15 protein-coding genes are annotated in these 15,716 nt (G+C 39.2%); 6 read left to right on the forward strand and 9 right to left on the reverse strand.

Going from position 1 to position 15,716, the window contains the following annotated elements:
- Position 1: 1 nt before the first annotated feature.
- The 3 genes from modB to AOLE_RS10015 form a co-directional block, all read right to left on the reverse strand.
- Entirely contained in the window at positions 2-694 is a 693-nt protein-coding gene (gene modB / locus AOLE_RS10005; RefSeq protein ID WP_023274240.1) for a molybdate ABC transporter permease subunit, read from the reverse strand.
- On the reverse strand, positions 691-1,476 hold the full coding sequence (gene modA, locus AOLE_RS10010; RefSeq protein ID WP_013197950.1) for a molybdate ABC transporter substrate-binding protein: 786 nt from the start codon (positions 1,474-1,476) through the stop codon (positions 691-693). The genes modB and modA overlap by 4 nt, the downstream gene beginning before the upstream one ends.
- A gap of 181 nt (positions 1,477-1,657) precedes the next feature.
- Positions 1,658-2,008, reverse strand: a complete 351-nt coding sequence (locus tag AOLE_RS10015) for a winged helix-turn-helix domain-containing protein (protein ID WP_013197951.1) — start codon at positions 2,006-2,008, stop codon at positions 1,658-1,660.
- A gap of 219 nt (positions 2,009-2,227) precedes the next feature.
- On the opposite strand from AOLE_RS10015, the gene antA reads away from it, so the two are divergent.
- From antA to AOLE_RS10035, 4 genes are all read left to right on the forward strand, one after another.
- On the forward strand, positions 2,228-3,643 hold the full coding sequence (gene antA / locus AOLE_RS10020) for an anthranilate 1,2-dioxygenase large subunit (RefSeq protein WP_004701687.1): 1,416 nt from the start codon (positions 2,228-2,230) through the stop codon (positions 3,641-3,643).
- A 2-nt stretch (positions 3,644-3,645) separates the two neighbouring features.
- Complete coding sequence (antB, locus tag AOLE_RS10025) at positions 3,646-4,137, forward strand: anthranilate 1,2-dioxygenase small subunit (RefSeq protein ID WP_013197952.1); 492 nt, start codon at positions 3,646-3,648, stop codon at positions 4,135-4,137.
- Between the two features lie 5 nt (positions 4,138-4,142).
- Positions 4,143-5,177, forward strand: coding sequence for an anthranilate 1,2-dioxygenase electron transfer component AntC (gene antC / locus AOLE_RS10030; RefSeq protein WP_081399152.1), 1,035 nt, complete (start codon positions 4,143-4,145; stop codon positions 5,175-5,177).
- 449 nt (positions 5,178-5,626) lie between these two features.
- Positions 5,627-6,685 (forward strand): AraC family transcriptional regulator, encoded by a 1,059-nt coding sequence (locus tag AOLE_RS10035; RefSeq protein ID WP_013197954.1) that lies wholly within the window; start codon positions 5,627-5,629, stop codon positions 6,683-6,685.
- Between the two features lie 57 nt (positions 6,686-6,742).
- Here AOLE_RS10035 and AOLE_RS10040 read toward each other — a convergent pair whose 3' ends face one another.
- The 5 genes from AOLE_RS10040 to AOLE_RS10060 are packed head-to-tail and all read right to left on the reverse strand — an operon-like array spanning position 6,743 to position 11,634.
- Complete coding sequence (locus tag AOLE_RS10040; protein WP_013197955.1) at positions 6,743-7,690, reverse strand: SphA family protein; 948 nt, start codon at positions 7,688-7,690, stop codon at positions 6,743-6,745.
- A 53-nt stretch (positions 7,691-7,743) separates the two neighbouring features.
- Complete coding sequence (locus AOLE_RS10045) at positions 7,744-8,274, reverse strand: flavin reductase family protein (RefSeq protein ID WP_013197956.1); 531 nt, start codon at positions 8,272-8,274, stop codon at positions 7,744-7,746.
- 29 nt (positions 8,275-8,303) lie between these two features.
- Positions 8,304-9,542: a styrene monooxygenase/indole monooxygenase family protein gene (locus AOLE_RS10050; protein WP_013197957.1), complete on the reverse strand. Its 1,239-nt coding sequence runs from the start codon at positions 9,540-9,542 to the stop codon at positions 8,304-8,306.
- A gap of 43 nt (positions 9,543-9,585) precedes the next feature.
- Positions 9,586-10,371, reverse strand: coding sequence for an SDR family oxidoreductase (locus AOLE_RS10055; protein ID WP_013197958.1), 786 nt, complete (start codon positions 10,369-10,371; stop codon positions 9,586-9,588).
- 12 nt (positions 10,372-10,383) lie between these two features.
- Positions 10,384-11,634 (reverse strand): dienelactone hydrolase family protein, encoded by a 1,251-nt coding sequence (locus AOLE_RS10060; protein ID WP_013197959.1) that lies wholly within the window; start codon positions 11,632-11,634, stop codon positions 10,384-10,386.
- A 369-nt stretch (positions 11,635-12,003) separates the two neighbouring features.
- Here AOLE_RS10060 and AOLE_RS10065 point away from each other — a divergent pair, with 369 nt between their 5' ends.
- Both AOLE_RS10065 and AOLE_RS10070 read left to right on the forward strand, forming a co-directional pair.
- Positions 12,004-13,215: an OprD family outer membrane porin gene (locus AOLE_RS10065; RefSeq protein ID WP_404814741.1), complete on the forward strand. Its 1,212-nt coding sequence runs from the start codon at positions 12,004-12,006 to the stop codon at positions 13,213-13,215.
- Positions 13,216-13,231: 16 nt separating this feature from the next.
- The gene (locus AOLE_RS10070; protein WP_005305111.1) at positions 13,232-14,575 is read left to right on the forward strand and encodes an MFS transporter; all 1,344 of its coding nucleotides are present in this window, start codon (positions 13,232-13,234) and stop codon (positions 14,573-14,575) included.
- Between the two features lie 70 nt (positions 14,576-14,645).
- Here AOLE_RS10070 and AOLE_RS10075 read toward each other — a convergent pair whose 3' ends face one another.
- Positions 14,646-15,632: an AraC family transcriptional regulator gene (locus AOLE_RS10075; protein WP_013197961.1), complete on the reverse strand. Its 987-nt coding sequence runs from the start codon at positions 15,630-15,632 to the stop codon at positions 14,646-14,648.
- Between the last annotated feature and the right edge of the window lie 84 nt (positions 15,633-15,716).

Raw genomic sequence — 15,716 nt, forward strand, 5'->3', positions numbered from 1 at the left:
CTTACCGCCCTAAGCGCTTCTTTTGATAACGATGAAACCACTGTGCAAACCATAGCGCTAAAAAAGCCACGCTTAACGATAAAATAATTAGCCTTTGAATAGCGGCCTCGGTATAGGGTTGTTGCATTAAGCTATACATGGCCAAAGGCAAAGTACGTGTTTCATTTGAAATATTACCTACAAAAGTAATAGTGGCTCCAAACTCACCTAGACTCCGGCAAAAGCACAAAATGGCACCAATTAAAATGCCACTGCTGGCAAGCGGTAAAGTGACATGAAAAAATGCCCCTAAAGATGAGGCACCTAATGTCTTTGCTGCCATTTCTAAACGTTGATCGACCAGTTCAATCGCTAGTCGAATCGATTGTACCAATAGCGGAAAACCCATTACTGCTGAAGCAAGAACGGCACCTTTCCAGTTAAATGCAAAATCAATTCCGAGCGGTGCCAAATATTGTCCAATAATGCCGCGGCTCCCAAATACCTGTAATAGCAAATAACCGGGAACAACTGGTGGTAGCACTAAAGGTAAAAACACCAATGTTTCAATGAATGACTTCCCCCAGAACTCTTTACGTGCCAAAAACCATCCCACACAAATTGCAGGAATAATGCTGACCACAAGACAACTTGCTGCAACCTTACAAGAAAGTTGTAGCACGCTAAGCTCTTCTGGGGTTAAAGAGAACATCATGGTTTTGCTGGAGCCAACACGCTAAAGCCATACTTTTTAAAGACAGCTTTGGCTTGGTTGCTTTGTAAAAATTGATAGAACTTTGCTGAGTTCGGATTCTTTTTAATCAACCCTATAGGATAAATAATTGGTGAATGTGTATTTTCTGGAAATACGCCAACTACTGTTACATCTTTACTAATCGCTGCATCGGTTGCATAGACAATCCCAACCTGACATTCACCACGCGCAACAAAATTTAATGCCGCTCGAACATCTTCTGTTTCAACTAACTTTGGCTCAATACGGCTCCACCAACCTAGGTTAGTAAAAGCTTGTTTAGCATATTTGCCTACAGGCACACTTTTGGTATCCCCTGTACAAATCTTGCCTGTAAACACTTTATTTGGATCGATCGTTTTATCTAATTTTACTTTTAGTGACTGACCTTTAGGGGTAATTAGAACCAGACGGTTACCTAATAAATTTATACGGTCATTTGTTGCAACTAATTTTTTATTTTGCAGATAATCCATCCACTGGGTATCTGCTGAAATAAATACATCAGCTGGCGCCCCAGCTTCAATTTGTTTGGCTAATGTCGATGAGCCTGCATATGAAGTTTTAACTTCTACTTTATTTTGTTTTTCATAAATTTTTTCTAAATCGTTAATCGCATTGGTTAAGCTCGCTGCTGCATAAATGGTAACCGATTCAGCCTTGGCTGGAACATTAAAGACCAATCCTATGCTGAGGACTGAACAGGCTAAAGCCAACTTTTTTATCTTCGTATCACTTACCATTATATTTACCTTTTTGTCGTTTTTTGCAGCGATATATACCCAAGAATATAGCGATAAGCATTGACGATGAAAAGTAGAAATTATTTATAAAGATGGATATTTTTTCTGAGCAATTAAAAACCTATAGTTAAGCAAAACTGATTCGCACTTAAATTCTTTGATTTATAAAATATTTCTCATCTTATTTCTTTAAATAGTTACTCATAATTTGATAATCATGTTCTAAAGCTTGTCTAGCATTAACTTCCATTTGGCGATAGTGATGCAAGACTTTCTGGCCCAAAGCTGTAATGGCTGCCCCACCACCATGTGTTCCACCCGTTTGGGTTTCGACTAGAGCTGTTTCGAAGCATTGATTCATGGTGTCTACCAATTGCCATGCACGGCGGTAGCTCATATTCATAGATTTTGCGGCTTGTGAGATCGAACCCGTTTTCTCAATTGCTTCAAGTAAGTCTGCCTTACCCGGACCAAACGCAATGTTCTGCTCTAAAAGAATTCTAATCTGTAATTTTAAATTTTGTTCTTTCATAGACTTAGTTCACAAAAGTTTATTTTATGCTCGCTAACATTATAGGGAAGTTTAACAAGCTAAGACATATACGAATTTAAATCTCGATTAACTCTTAAAAAGAGTCTTATTAAAAAATCAAAACTGCACAAAGTGGATAAAGATCTGGAAAAAACGGATAGAGGCCAAAGCCTAATCGCGGTTCAATCAGGTAAAAGCTGAATGAATAGGATTGAGCAAATGACCTCATCTAATTTAAAACAATGGAATGATTTTGTAGATGGATGTATCGACTTCCGTCCTAACGATGGCGTGTTTCGTATTGCACGTAATATGTTTACTGAGCCTGAACTATTTGACTTGGAAATGGAACTTATTTTTGAAAAGGTTTGGATTTATGCATGTCACGAAAGTGAGATTCCAAACAATCATGATTTCCTAACAGTTCAAATTGGTCGTCAACCGATTATTGTGAGCCGTGATGGTAAAGGCGAACTACATGCCATGGTCAATGCTTGTGAGCATCGCGGCGCAACCTTAACACGCGTTGCTAAAGGCAACCAGTCAACCTTTACATGTCCGTTCCATGCTTGGTGTTATAAGTCAGATGGCCGCTTGGTGAAAGTCAAAGCACCTGGTGAATATTGTGAAGATTTTGATAAATCAAGCCGTGGCTTAAAACAAGGCCGTATTGCCAGCTACCGTGGATTTGTATTTGTAAGCCTTGATACTCAAGCAACAGATTCTCTTGAAGACTTTTTAGGTGATGCAAAACTGTTCCTTGATTTAATGGTTAATCAGTCGCCAACAGGTGAACTCGAAGTACTTCAAGGCAAGTCATCTTATACATTTGCAGGTAACTGGAAGCTACAAAATGAAAATGGCTTGGATGGTTACCATGTCAGTACCGTTCACTATAACTATGTCTCTACAGTCCAACACCGTCAGCAAGTCAATGCATCAAAAGGTGAAGAACTCGATACGCTTGACTATAGCAAGTTAGGTGCCGGTGACTCAGAAACTGACGATGGCTGGTTTAGTTTCAAAAATGGCCATAGTGTTTTATTCAGTGATATGCCGAACCCAACTGTTCGACCGGGCTACAGCACAGTTATGCCTTATATGGTCGAAAAATATGGCGACAAATATGCTGAGTGGGCAATGCACCGTTTAAGAAACTTGAATTTGTACCCTAGCCTATTTTTTATGGACCAGATTAGTTCACAGCTTCGTATTGTTCGTCCTGTGGCATGGAATAAAACCGAAGTCATTAGTCAATGTATTGGCGTTAAAGGTGAATCTGCTGAAGCACGCCGTAACCGTATTCGCCAGTTTGAAGATTTCTTTAATGTGTCGGGCCTTGGTACACCAGACGATTTAGTTGAATTCCGTGAACAGCAAAAAGGTTTTCAGGCACGTCTTGAACGTTGGAGCGATATTTCGCGTGGCTGTCAGTCTTGGGAATATGGCGCGACCAAAAACTCACAAGATTTAGGCATTCAACCCGTCATTACTGGCCGTGAGTTTACCCACGAAGGACTCTATGTAAACCAGCATGGACACTGGCAACGTCTAATGCTTGATGGCTTAAATAAGAAAGCATTGAAAATGCAAGATATTACTTTTGAAAACAATGCCCTAATGGATGAGGTGTAACCATGTCACAAGAACTACATTTTGCTGTATCTCAGTTTTTGTACAAAAAAGCAGAACTTTGTGATGCTTATGACTGGGATTCCTACCTAGAGCTTTACGATGAAGATAGTGAATATCATATTCCACAGTGGATTGATGACCATAACTATGTTCAAGATCCAAATCATGGCTTGTCTTATATTTATTATGCGGACCGTACAGGACTTGAAGACCGTGTATTCCGTATTCGTACCGGAAAAGCTGCGTCTGCAACACCGTTACCACGTACTTTGCATAGCATAAACAATATCCGAGTTAAAACATTGGAAGATGGTCTTATCGAAGCAAAAGTTGTATGGCAAACGCTTTATAACCGTCAAGGTTTAGAAGGCTCTTTTTACGGACATGCGACTTATCTTTTACGCCAAACCGCAGATGGTTTCCGTATTCGTCGTCAGCACAGCATTTTGCTTAATGACAAAATTGATTCCGTTTTAGACTTCTATCACGTTTAAGGGGAATGAAAATGGGACATTCAGTTGCACTTAACTTTGCCGATGGCAAAACCTTTTTCATTTCGGTAAATAACGACGAATTGTTGCTTGATGCAGCAGTTCGCCAAGGAATTAACCTACCGCTAGACTGCCGTGAAGGTGTTTGTGGTACCTGTCAGGGTCAATGTGAAACTGGTATTTATGAACAAGAATATGTTGATGAAGATGCATTAAGTGAGCGTGATTTGGCTGAGCGTAAAATGTTAGCTTGCCAGACGCGTGTGAAATCCGATGCAGCTTTTTATTTCGATCATGATTCTGCGATCTGTAACGCTGGTGATACCTTAAAAATTGAAACCAAAGTGACTGCGGTTGAGCTGGTTTCTGAAACGACAGCAATTTTGCATCTTGATGCAAGCGGTCATGCTGCACAACTTCAGTTTTTACCGGGTCAATATGCTCGTTTGCAAATTCCAGATACTGAAGATTGGCGTTCTTATTCTTTTGCCAATAGACCGAACGCAACCAATCAATTACAGTTTTTAATTCGTCTCTTGCCAGACGGTGTTATGAGTAATTATTTGCGTGATCGTTGTCAGGTTGGACAAACCCTACTCATTGAAGCGCCGCTTGGTAGTTTCTATTTACGTGAAGTACAGCGACCACTGGTTTTTGTAGCTGGTGGAACAGGATTATCAGCTTTCTTGGGAATGCTTGATAACTTGGTTGAGCAGCCTAACTCACCTGCTGTTCAATTGTACTATGGCGTAAATAATGAAACCGATCTATGCGAACAACAGCGTTTACATGCCTACGCGGAGCAGCTACCAAACTTTAGTTATCACCCGATTGTGACTAAAGCAACCGAAGCTTGGCAAGGTAAAGCTGGCTATATTCATGAGCACTTAAATAAAGATCAATTGGCCGAGCAGGCTTTTGATATGTATTTATGTGGTCCACCGCCAATGATTGAAGCTGTTAAAAATTGGTTAGATGAACAATCTTTGCAAAACTACCGTATTTACAGCGAGAAGTTTTTACAGAGTAATACATCACGTTGAAGTATAAATAATTTAAAAACCACTAAAACCTGAAATGATTCAATATACTCTGTAGGGGGTATATTGAATTTTTGCATTTAAATTAAAAGTTTTTATATATCAATAATATAAAATAATAAATCCCGACAAAATAAATTGACCAGCTCACTCGGATTTGCTATAAATTTTGATAGATCTTAAGGAATAAGATCATGATGAGATTAACTTATAGCACCTTTTATATCCCCCTATTCTATTTCTCGAATTTACTAAATTGATGGACAAAATCCGATGTAAAAATTTGAGAAAATCACATTAACTAGCGGTTAAATTGGTCTGTATTTTGCTTATATCTCATTGTAATTTGCGAGTAACTTAATTTTTTAAGTGCCGTATTTACTTGCTGTGCAGCGAAGTTTTAAAGCTCTTGCAATACAAGTAAATACAGGAGTGAGCCAAAAGGGATAAATATGAACCAAGCCAACTCCCCAGAACTCAGTGGGCGTCATTTTCAAAATGAGTCTATCTTTACCCATCATAATCTGGTGTTTGATCACCACGATTTAAGCGAAACTTGCCGAAATGTAGGCCAAATTTTTAAACCGCATGATCTTAAAATCTCTCAGCAGAAGCGAGATTTCAGTGCAACCATGCACCATGTTAAAACAGGCGCACTGTCTATTAGTCGCTTGGAATATGGTGCGGATGTCATTATTGAACCAGATCACCTTGATAACTTTTACTTAATTCAAATTCCAACTCAAGGCTACGCAGAAATTGAGTTTGGTTCGCAAAAGTTTATTTCTTATTCTCAAGTTGCTTCTCTTATTTCACCTCAGCAATCTTTACGTATGCGCTGGCACGCGAACTCACCACAGCTCATTTTAAAAGTTTCAAAGGATGATTTTACTTACCATTGCCGTCAACATATTGCTGATTCAGAAAATAACTTACTTGTTTTTGACCCAAAATTAGACTTTGCTACACAAAGTGGAGCCTACTTTTTACAGCTCGTTAGAACATTGATGGATGCTTTGGGCTGTGAACAACATCCACTCCATCATCCTTTAGCCTTTAAACAGTTTGAGTCAAATCTATTTAATGCGCTCATTTATGGCCAACCCAATAATGGATTACATAAAATAGATCAGTATAAAGAAAAAACAGTCTCTCCTTATTTTGTGAAGCGTACAGAAGCCTACATAAAAGAACATTTACACGAGCCGCTTAACGTCGAAATTCTGGCCGAGCATGCAGGCGTGAGCGTAAGAACCCTATTTACTGGTTTTAAAAACTATTTGGGGACAACCCCAATGTCTTATTTAAAAGAATTACGCTTTGAACAAGCTCATTTAGAGCTGATGCATAATGAAAATCTATCTGTCACTGACGTTGCATTTAAATGGGGATTTACTCATTTAGGTCGTTTTTCTCAAGAATATAAACGCCGTTATGGTGAGTTACCTTCGTCTACTCGCCGTTCTGGTCACATTGAAGGTTCAGGCTTAATTACTTCAACTTTTTCTTAAACTAAAAATAGATAAAAGCCTTTTATATTGATTGATATAAAAGGCTTTTTTTATGATTTAAAAATGATGGACATAACGAACTTGTAGTCGTGTTCCCTCTGGACGGTTTTCAGCATCTTGCTCAAAATAAGCATTTGCAACCAAGTGATCATTTTTAGAAAAACTATACATCGCACCCGGACCAATCGCCCAGACTTGCTCACGTCGACCTTTGACTTTTTCACCATCGACTTCGGTATCAGTGACTTGTTTTAGCCAATAGCCATTTAGTCCTAAGCGGAATTGTTCGGTAATGGCATAATCTGTTGCAAAGTTTGCATGAATTGCTTGCCCAGCTTGCATATCATTTGCTCCAGCAAAAGCATAGCTTGGGTCATCATTTTTAAAGTTATAGAGATAATGGATGCGTGTTGAAGCGGTCCATTTGGGATTAAACCAATATGTGGCAGCCCAATAAGGATCAAATGAAACAGCGTTATTACTTGGGTTAATATCTTTTTGCCGATCATATTCGCCCGTAGGTAAATTCACCTGAAACTCAAAACGATGTACAAACTTCGGCCCTTGTGCACCCATGACTGGATCGAACTGAATAAAAGGTCCAATCATAATGTCCCCAAAGCCACTTTGGGCTTTAATAGCAGCATTATTCAATCCATCATCCATGTCCATTTTGCTGACAAAAGGAATTAAAAAATTCATACCTAGGCTGGCTTTATCCTTTACTCGGACATTCGATAAATAACTAATCTGCTCAACCAATACTTGATAATTTAAATCTGTTTTAGGTAAACCTAATTTTTGTCCATTGGCATCGGCCAGTTTATTACTATCGTAATTTTGAAAGTAAGTTTGAGCATACCAGCCAGTCCCTGCGGGTAAACCGCCATCGAGAAAGCTGGTCATACCTAAGTTTACGGTCGGTAAATCATAGGCATGAGAAACTAATGGCAAACCCAACAATGTCCCTGCTAAAAAGCCATGCTTAATTAAAGTGCTTTTCATCTTCTTATTTCCTATAAAAAAATCACGACCGGATTGATCGTGATTGTGGTGAATTAATGTGCTAATTCTGGATGTTCTGCGGCAATCCGATACTTTCCTGCGTGGAATACCAATGGTTCACCTTGGCGTTGTTGGTATTGTTCAATTTGACCAATAAAAATCAGGTGATCTCCGCCCTCATACTGATTTACATTACGGCAAACCAAGGTTGCGAGTGCATCGGACAAAATTGGAACGCCTGCATTGCATTGCTGATGGGGAATACCTGCAAATTTATCTTCAGCACCCCGAGCAAAATGTCCTGAAAGCTGATGATGCTCTTGTGCCAACATATGAATGGCAAAATATTCAGCTTCAACAAAATCAGTCAAACTTGGAGCTGTTTTTGAAAGACTCCACAAAATTAATGGCGGATCTAAAGACAGCGATGAAAATGAATTGGCTGTCATGCCTATTTTCCGACCATCTTTACCACGAGTTGTAATCACGGTAACGCCAGTTGCAAACTGTCCAAGCAAATTACGGATTTCTCTCGGGTTTTCAGCATTAATTGCTTGTAAAGCTAAAGTTTCAATTGTGTCCATTTTTCATATCTCCCTTTGCTGTTTTGCCCTTAAGCCACTTTTGCTGCGGTTTTTGAGGCCAAGAATGCTTGAGCCTGATTTGCATCAAACCACCAAGGAGCAAAGGCACGAGGGTCATCAAAGTTATTGGCCATAATGGAAGCAATGCTTTGGTTTTGGCTTGCGGCTGCTAATAGCTCAACAACATGGGGTTGCGGTGGTACTAACAGACTATTGGTCCAAGCCACCACTTTTTCTGCATAAGCCCAATAACGTTCAAAAGTTTGAACCATCCATTGTTCGCTAAAGTTTTGATTATCATTAGCTAAAATTGCATCGAAATAGATTTTGCTACACTTAGCAGCGTTGTTTGAGCCTTGACCAGTAATAGGGTCATTCACCACCAAGGCATCTGCCATACCAAAAATTTTCTTGCCAGACGGTAAGGTTAAAACGGGTTTACGTACTGTCGGCGGAAAACGTCCTGCTAAATATCCACCAGCATCGGTCAGCTCAACATTTGCGCAGCGTTCATATTCCCAAGGCACAAATTTCTTGAGTAAGTCCAAACTGCACTGCAAATGTTGTTCCGGTGTTTTGACATTTTGCCAACAGTCCATTGGCCCATTTGGAATTCCTTCAAACACCATGATGTCGCAAGGCCCATTCACGGTAAGTGCTGGAAATGAAAAGTATTCGCCGACTTCAGGAATAATGTTAAAAGTCACACGAGAGTATGGGGAAATTGGCTTCATGTTTTTGACATAGGTCAATGCCAAAGCGCGCTGCGGTTTATCGAAAATACTACGTGCATCATCACGCTCAAATTGCTTAACAACCTCACCTTTACCAGCCGCGAGTAATACAAGCTCGTAGTCGTTTGCGAGTTGTTCTAACTCTTCTATACCAACATCCTGAATCACCAATTGACCGCCACGGCGTTCGAACTCTTCCATCCAATATGGCATTTTGACGCGTTGATCGACCGATTGAGCGTAGCGCTCAAGACGAGCACTCCATTCAAATGCTTTAGCTCCATTTTCAGGGTTGACTAAAGCTAGCCCAATGCCTTCTACCGCTGGACATTGTTCTTCCCAAAAATTTAAACCTAAGTCACGTTCAGTTTGTAAAGCAGTATGAAACATACATTGGCTTGACATGACTTTACCCTGACGAATTTCATCGGCAGTTCGGTTGGTGATCATGGTCACGTCATAGCCTGTATCTAATAAGCCCAAACCAAGCTGTAAACCAGACTGTCCTGCTCCAACAATTGCAATACGGCGCATAATATTCTCCATAATTTTCTAAATGTGCTTTTAAAACGCTGTGCTATTCGGCTAAGCGTGGAATAGCGGGCTGTGATCCTTCAGGGCCCATCACTGAATATCCGCCATCGACCGCATAATCTGCTCCGGTGACAAAACTCGCAGCGGGTGACAATAAAAACAAAACAACATTGGCAACTTCTTCGGGATGACCCAATCGACCTAGCAAGTGATAATCGGCTGCCACGCTATCGGCCTTTTCACGGTTATTACCACTGACTTCTGCAATAACACGAGACCATGTCCAACCCGGTGAAACGGAGTTGACGCGAATACCATCGGCAGCAAAATCCATTGCCATGCTTTGTGTGAGTTGACGTATCGCGGCTTTAGAAACCGGATATAACCAGCGCCCTGTTTGTGCCACTTTGGCCGAGATTGAAGTAAAATTAACGATTGAACCTTGCTGATTTTTTAGGTCATTGTAAAAAGCACGGCTCAGCTCAACGGTAGAGACCAAATTAATATCGAGTGCTTGTAACCAATCCTGACGTGAGGATTTAAAACCGTCATCTAAATATGTACATGCCAGATTGACTAAGTAACTCACTTCACCTAAATGTTGGTGAATATCTGCTACAGCTTGTTGAATAGCTGCATCACTGGTTAAATCGGTTTGAATAAACATCACATCATGGTTAAAGCTTTCTGCAATTGCCTTGCCTTTGGCATCAATATCTAAAATAGCGACATGAGCACCTGCACTTACCAAAGCTTGTACAACAGCTTTACCAATCAGTGTTGCACCGCCACTCACCACAGCGACTTTTCCTTTTAAATCTATATTCATTGCAGATACTCCTTAATTGACTGGTTTGCCTTCACTACTTGACCAAGATGGCATCAACGTATTTGAAGGAAGATCTTCATCAAGAAGTTTTCGTGCTGTTTCGACACCTGCAACTGGTAAACCTGTCGGGTCTAATAAACCAATTTGAACAAGCACCGATGCTTGGTCCCAGTAAATATGCTCATGGCACAACTTTGAACCTCTGAACTGAATTACACCCAACATTGGAATCTCGACATATTTACCAGTCGGTTTTACACCCGGTAATAACCAGTCAATTTCAGCGTCGTGGGTAAAGCTCATAATGAACTCATCGACCACTTGTGTTGAGCCAACCGTACGAGAGATCGAAGTAATCTTCATATCTTTCGGGTTTTGGTGAACAAAATGATATTGATAAAAACGAGCAAGCTGGCTTTGGCCTACACCACCAGTCAAAGTTGGAATATGATTGACATAAGGTTCTGCGACCATTGTTGCCATGGTTGCTGGTACATCACGCGTATCAAACTCATGACGAATATGCTCTTCCCATAGCGCAACTAAGTCATATTTCGGCCCAATCGTTTCATGTAGTGCTGTTACTGTACGCTCGTGGGCAAAGCGTGCTGAAGGTTTGTGATAATGATTGCTTTTAGGGCGTGCAAAGGCATGATCAACACCTTCGTAAACATAGGTCTGTACATTTGAATATTGGTTGGCTGCATTAACAATCGCTTGTCTTGCATCTGGCGGTGTAAATTGGTCCAGTTCGGCAATATGTAAAACCAAACGACCCTTTACGTTAGCTAACTCATCTAACGCTTTTTCAATGCCTACACCGTAATAACCTACAGCACATGCCACTTCCGAAAGTCGACAACCTGCCAGATACGCAAGCTTTCCACCCAAACAGTACCCCACAACTCCGAGGCCTGTAGAAGTGTCACATTCTGGTCGAGTCTTTAAAAAAGATAAGCTGTCCTGAATATCTTCAACCCCAAGATTTTCATCATATTGCTGATAAAGCTCGAAAGCCTTTTGAAAATCTTCTGGTGTATAACCCAGTTCTATATTAGGTGCTACACGCCAAAATAAATCAGGAACTAAAACGGTATAGCCTTCTTCTGCAAGAAATTCTGCTTTTTCTCGCATGGCTGCATTCACCCCAAAGATTTCCTGACAAAGCACCACACCAGGGCCTTTTCCTGTTTCTGGCGTCGCTAGATATGCACTGAACTGCTTTCCAGATGCTGTTTTAATTTGAATGGTTTGACCAGCCATAGTGTCAACTCCTGACATTGTTATGGCTTTATCTTCTATCCGAAATTTTTTTTAGACTGTCCAAAAGCTGCAAGCTCTATCCAATCTCTGCACAATTATCAAAATTCATCAAACTGGATAAAACACAAAAAATAAGAAAACTAATAAATTTCATAACTTTAAATTAAAAAATTAAATTAATACTTTTTATCTAATTTGGAAAAAATGGATGAAGATTAGGACTTATTGGATAGTGACGATTGGCTAAAAATAGTTCAATCAAGTCATGTAATTCGTTTGATTACATAAAAAAAGCCCAGTCATTTTCTAAATTAAGGCGTTTTATTTATGCATCGACCATGGCCACTTTATGGACAACAAAAAACGTTAATGCTCATCAATATTTTATGTTGTAGTGCATTTTCTACTCAGGCTTATTCAGCGGATGAAGAATGGAAATTTACATCAAAAAATGCATATATAGACAGAAACTATGACAATCCAGATGTAAAAGACACAGGTAGCTGGTCACAATCAGTTTCTCTATTTTACAACTCAACTATGCATGATACGCCGTTAGAAATTGGGGGAACCCCAATTCAAATTGGCGCAAATGCTTCAGCACAATATGCGGTTCGTTTAAGCCAAGATAAACATGTTGCAGATACGGTATTACCTTTTGATAAAGCCACGCAGTCCCAAGCACCTGATTATCTAAAATATGGCGCGACTTTAAAGTTAGGCTATAACAAGACACTACTAAGCATAGGTGAATTATGGCTGGATTTACCCGTAACCACTGTAGATGCAAGCCGACAACTTCTGACGTCTTATTGGGGAACTAATCTTAAGAGTCAGCTAAACGATAAGCTTTTTGCAGAAATTGGTCGTATTGAAAAAGTATCGCCGCGAAATGAAGAAGATTTTCATCGATTTTCTTTTACTTCAAAAGGTGTGACTGGCTACTCCGATGGACTTAACTACATAGATCTTCGCTATCAATTTACGCCTACGTTGAAGGGTGAATATTACTTTGGGAATATGGAGGATTTATATAACAAACATTATGTCGGCGTTGACCACCTATGGAAAAATTCTAATTTTTCAGTTAATTCAAAATTCAAATATTTCAATGCCAAAGATAATGGAAATCTTTTTGACATCGATGCACAAAATGTAGGGTTACTAGAAACGCTTAAAGTAAAAAATCATAGCTTTGGTTTGGGTTATCAGCAAATTATTGGTGAGTCTGCTTACCCGTTACCAGATGGATTCTTACCTGAAACTTATTTTATTAACTGGAACACGACCGGTTTCTTCAAACAAGATGAAAAGTCTTATCACTTCATCTATGGCTATGACTTTAAAGATTATGTGCCTGGTTTAAATACCACTTTCAAATATGTATATGGCGATCATTTTAAGACAGCAGATGGCTTAAAAAATAAAGAAAGTGAATCCAACGTTATCATCAATTATGCCCTTCAACAGCCACTCCTCAAAGGTTTAGCTCTTCAGTACATCTTCATCAATTACGACGTTAAGCATGGAAATGATTTCTCTGAAAATCGTTTCTTCGTCAATTACAGCAAAAAATTTTAATGAATAAGGAATACGTATGAAAACGATAGATGCAAACACGATTATCAACCGTGAGAAACTGTCTCCACTACAGTGGATGGTTTTTATCCTAGGCTTTTTCGTCTTTTTCTGTGATGGTCTAGACACAGGAATTATCGGTTTTATTGCTCCTTCATTATTAGATGATTGGGGTATCACCAAGCCGCAACTTGCTCCAGTTTTAAGTGCTGCTTTAGTTGGCATGTCGATTGGTGCAATCATTTCTGGGCCTTTGTCCGATAAATTTGGACGTAAAGGCGTCATTGTCTTTACAAGCCTTTTATTTTCAATATTTACGATTTTGTGTGGCTTTGCCAATTCAACCCAAGACTTAATGATTTATCGCTTTATTACAGGTGTTGGTTTAGGTGCAGCCATGCCAAACATCAGTACGATTGTGTCTGAGTATATGCCTGTAAAACGTAAAGCATTCCTTACAGGCCTTGCTGGCTGTGGTTTTATGTTGGGTATTTCTTGTGGGGGTGTGCTGTCAGCTTATCTATTAGAAAGTTATGGCTGGGCAAAAGTGATTATTATTGGCGGAAGTATTCCCCTAATTTTAGTAGTTGCTTTATTACTTAAATTACCAGAATCAACTCAATACTTAATTACACGTCATCAACAAGACAAAGCTCAGCGTATTTTAGAAAATATTCAAGGTCATTCTTTTCAAGAGCCGGTAAAACTTGTTTTAACTCAAGCAGAAACTGCATCAGATGAAAATCCAGTTAAAGTCGTTTTAGGTAAATACCTTTGGGGTTCAAGCATGCTTTGGCTCTGCTGCTTTACCAGTCTATTGGTGTTTTACCTTTTAACAAGCTGGATGCCAACGATTTTAAAAACAGCAGGTTTTAGTACTCAACAGTTTAGTTTAATTGCAGCGATTTTCCCTTTTGGTGGTGTGATTGGTGCAACCATTATGGGATGGTACATGGATAAACTGAACCCAACTACAGTCATTAAATATTCATATCTCATCGCTTTCGGCCTATTCATTGTTGCTGGTCTGGTGAGCTCAAATATTTTCTTGTTAGGTCTTACTATCTTCTTAATTGGTGCCTTACTGGCTGGTGCACAGTCTTCATTACTGCCACTTGCAGCAATGTTCTATCCGGCAGTGTGTCGTGCGGTTGGTGTTTCATGGATGCATGGTATTGGTCGTATCGGTGCAATTTTAGGTGCTTTCTTTGGCTCGCTCATTTTCACTTTCAACCTAAGCTTAAGCGGTATTTTCTTTATTCTCGCACTACCAACATTCATCTCATTTATTGCACTTAGCCTGAAAGTGATTTATGAGAAATCTAAAAACAAACAAGTGTTAAAGCTAGAAGAAAGTCTATAAATATTAATCAATAAATAAAAAAACTGATTTAAGTAATTAAATCAGTTTTTTTATTTGGAAAAATTAAATATTAGAAAATTTTGCCTTTAGTCTCACTTGGATTTTCGCCAAATTCTTCGCGATATTCTTGAGAAAAACGACTTAAATGGTTAAAGCCCCAGTCATAAGCAAGCTTTGAAATAGAAACTTTTCTATCTGCACCTGTGGTGCTCAGGATTTTATAAATTTGTTGGAGACGATATTTTTTTAAATACGACATTGGACTGGTGCCGTAGTACTGTTGAAATTCGTCATACAATTTTGATTTTGAAACCCCAGCCAGACGTTGCAAATCTTCTGCACAGATTTCTTCGTGCGCATGTTCAATAATAAAATTACGAACCTTACGAATATAAGCTGGCTCATCCTGATGTGAGAGTAACTTTAAGGCTTCAGAGTAGTTATTTTCTTGAGACAACAATAACGCTTTAATTACAAAATTTTCATAGTCTTCAGATAGCATTTGCAAACCATAAAAATTGCTATATTGCGATTTTAACTGTACAAAATTTTGAATATTCTTCCACCATGCACCAATCAATTGCTCAGAGTCTAAGTGCATTTCAGGATTAAAAATAATAGGTGTTTCAATTGGTTTATTCAGTAGATCCGCAAGAACAATCTGCATACTCCGCTCAGGAATAACCACCTGAAATTTTCTGCAATCTTTATCGATAATCAAATCTTGCTGATCGTTATTAGAAACAATAAGGCCCCTGTTTTCATCAGATTGATAATGAGCACCACGAATGTTGAGAGCTTGTCGACCTTGTATCGGCAAACTAATGCTATACGCTTTTAAATTTGAGATGTTAATGGCAACGTTTGCACCATAACTGATTGTACCGATCGCCATTTTTTTATTAGGCAAACGCATTCCGTCATAGTGAAAATCGAGAGTGTCTTTGTAAATTGTATCTAGACGGTGTTCCCCACAAATTGTGGACATCAAATTCTGCGCAAATTCAGCTTTGCGTGAATAATGATTGAGTTCCGTCTGTTGGCTGAGTGATATCATATCCTTTTCACCTAGCTAAATAACTTATTGCTTAAAAAGCAACTTGTATGCCAATTAATATCCTTTAATTGACGAATTTTCCTG

The organism is Acinetobacter oleivorans DR1 (genome assembly GCF_000196795.1).
GTDB classification, from domain to species: domain Bacteria; phylum Pseudomonadota; class Gammaproteobacteria; order Pseudomonadales; family Moraxellaceae; genus Acinetobacter; species Acinetobacter oleivorans.

Bases quoted from the DNA above. Each gene is read 5' to 3' on its own strand.
- antC (WP_081399152.1), top strand. From the start codon at position 4,143: ATGAAAATGGGACATTCAGTTGCACTTAACTTTGCCGATGGCAAAACC.
- AOLE_RS10065 (WP_404814741.1), top strand. From the start codon at position 12,004: ATGCTCATCAATATTTTATGTTGTAGTGCATTTTCTACTCAGGCTTAT.
- AOLE_RS10055 (WP_013197958.1), bottom strand. From the start codon at position 10,371: ATGAATATAGATTTAAAAGGAAAAGTCGCTGTGGTGAGTGGCGGTGCA.
- AOLE_RS10015 (WP_013197951.1), bottom strand. From the start codon at position 2,008: ATGAAAGAACAAAATTTAAAATTACAGATTAGAATTCTTTTAGAGCAG.
- AOLE_RS10060 (WP_013197959.1), bottom strand. From the start codon at position 11,634: ATGGCTGGTCAAACCATTCAAATTAAAACAGCATCTGGAAAGCAGTTC.
- modB (WP_023274240.1), bottom strand. From the start codon at position 694: ATGATGTTCTCTTTAACCCCAGAAGAGCTTAGCGTGCTACAACTTTCT.
- AOLE_RS10050 (WP_013197957.1), bottom strand. From the start codon at position 9,542: ATGCGCCGTATTGCAATTGTTGGAGCAGGACAGTCTGGTTTACAGCTT.
- antB (WP_013197952.1), top strand. From the start codon at position 3,646: ATGTCACAAGAACTACATTTTGCTGTATCTCAGTTTTTGTACAAAAAA.
- AOLE_RS10045 (WP_013197956.1), bottom strand. From the start codon at position 8,274: ATGGACACAATTGAAACTTTAGCTTTACAAGCAATTAATGCTGAAAAC.
- AOLE_RS10075 (WP_013197961.1), bottom strand. From the start codon at position 15,632: ATGATATCACTCAGCCAACAGACGGAACTCAATCATTATTCACGCAAA.
- AOLE_RS10035 (WP_013197954.1), top strand. From the start codon at position 5,627: ATGAACCAAGCCAACTCCCCAGAACTCAGTGGGCGTCATTTTCAAAAT.
- AOLE_RS10070 (WP_005305111.1), top strand. From the start codon at position 13,232: ATGAAAACGATAGATGCAAACACGATTATCAACCGTGAGAAACTGTCT.
- AOLE_RS10040 (WP_013197955.1), bottom strand. From the start codon at position 7,690: ATGAAAAGCACTTTAATTAAGCATGGCTTTTTAGCAGGGACATTGTTG.
- modA (WP_013197950.1), bottom strand. From the start codon at position 1,476: ATGGTAAGTGATACGAAGATAAAAAAGTTGGCTTTAGCCTGTTCAGTC.
- antA (WP_004701687.1), top strand. From the start codon at position 2,228: ATGACCTCATCTAATTTAAAACAATGGAATGATTTTGTAGATGGATGT.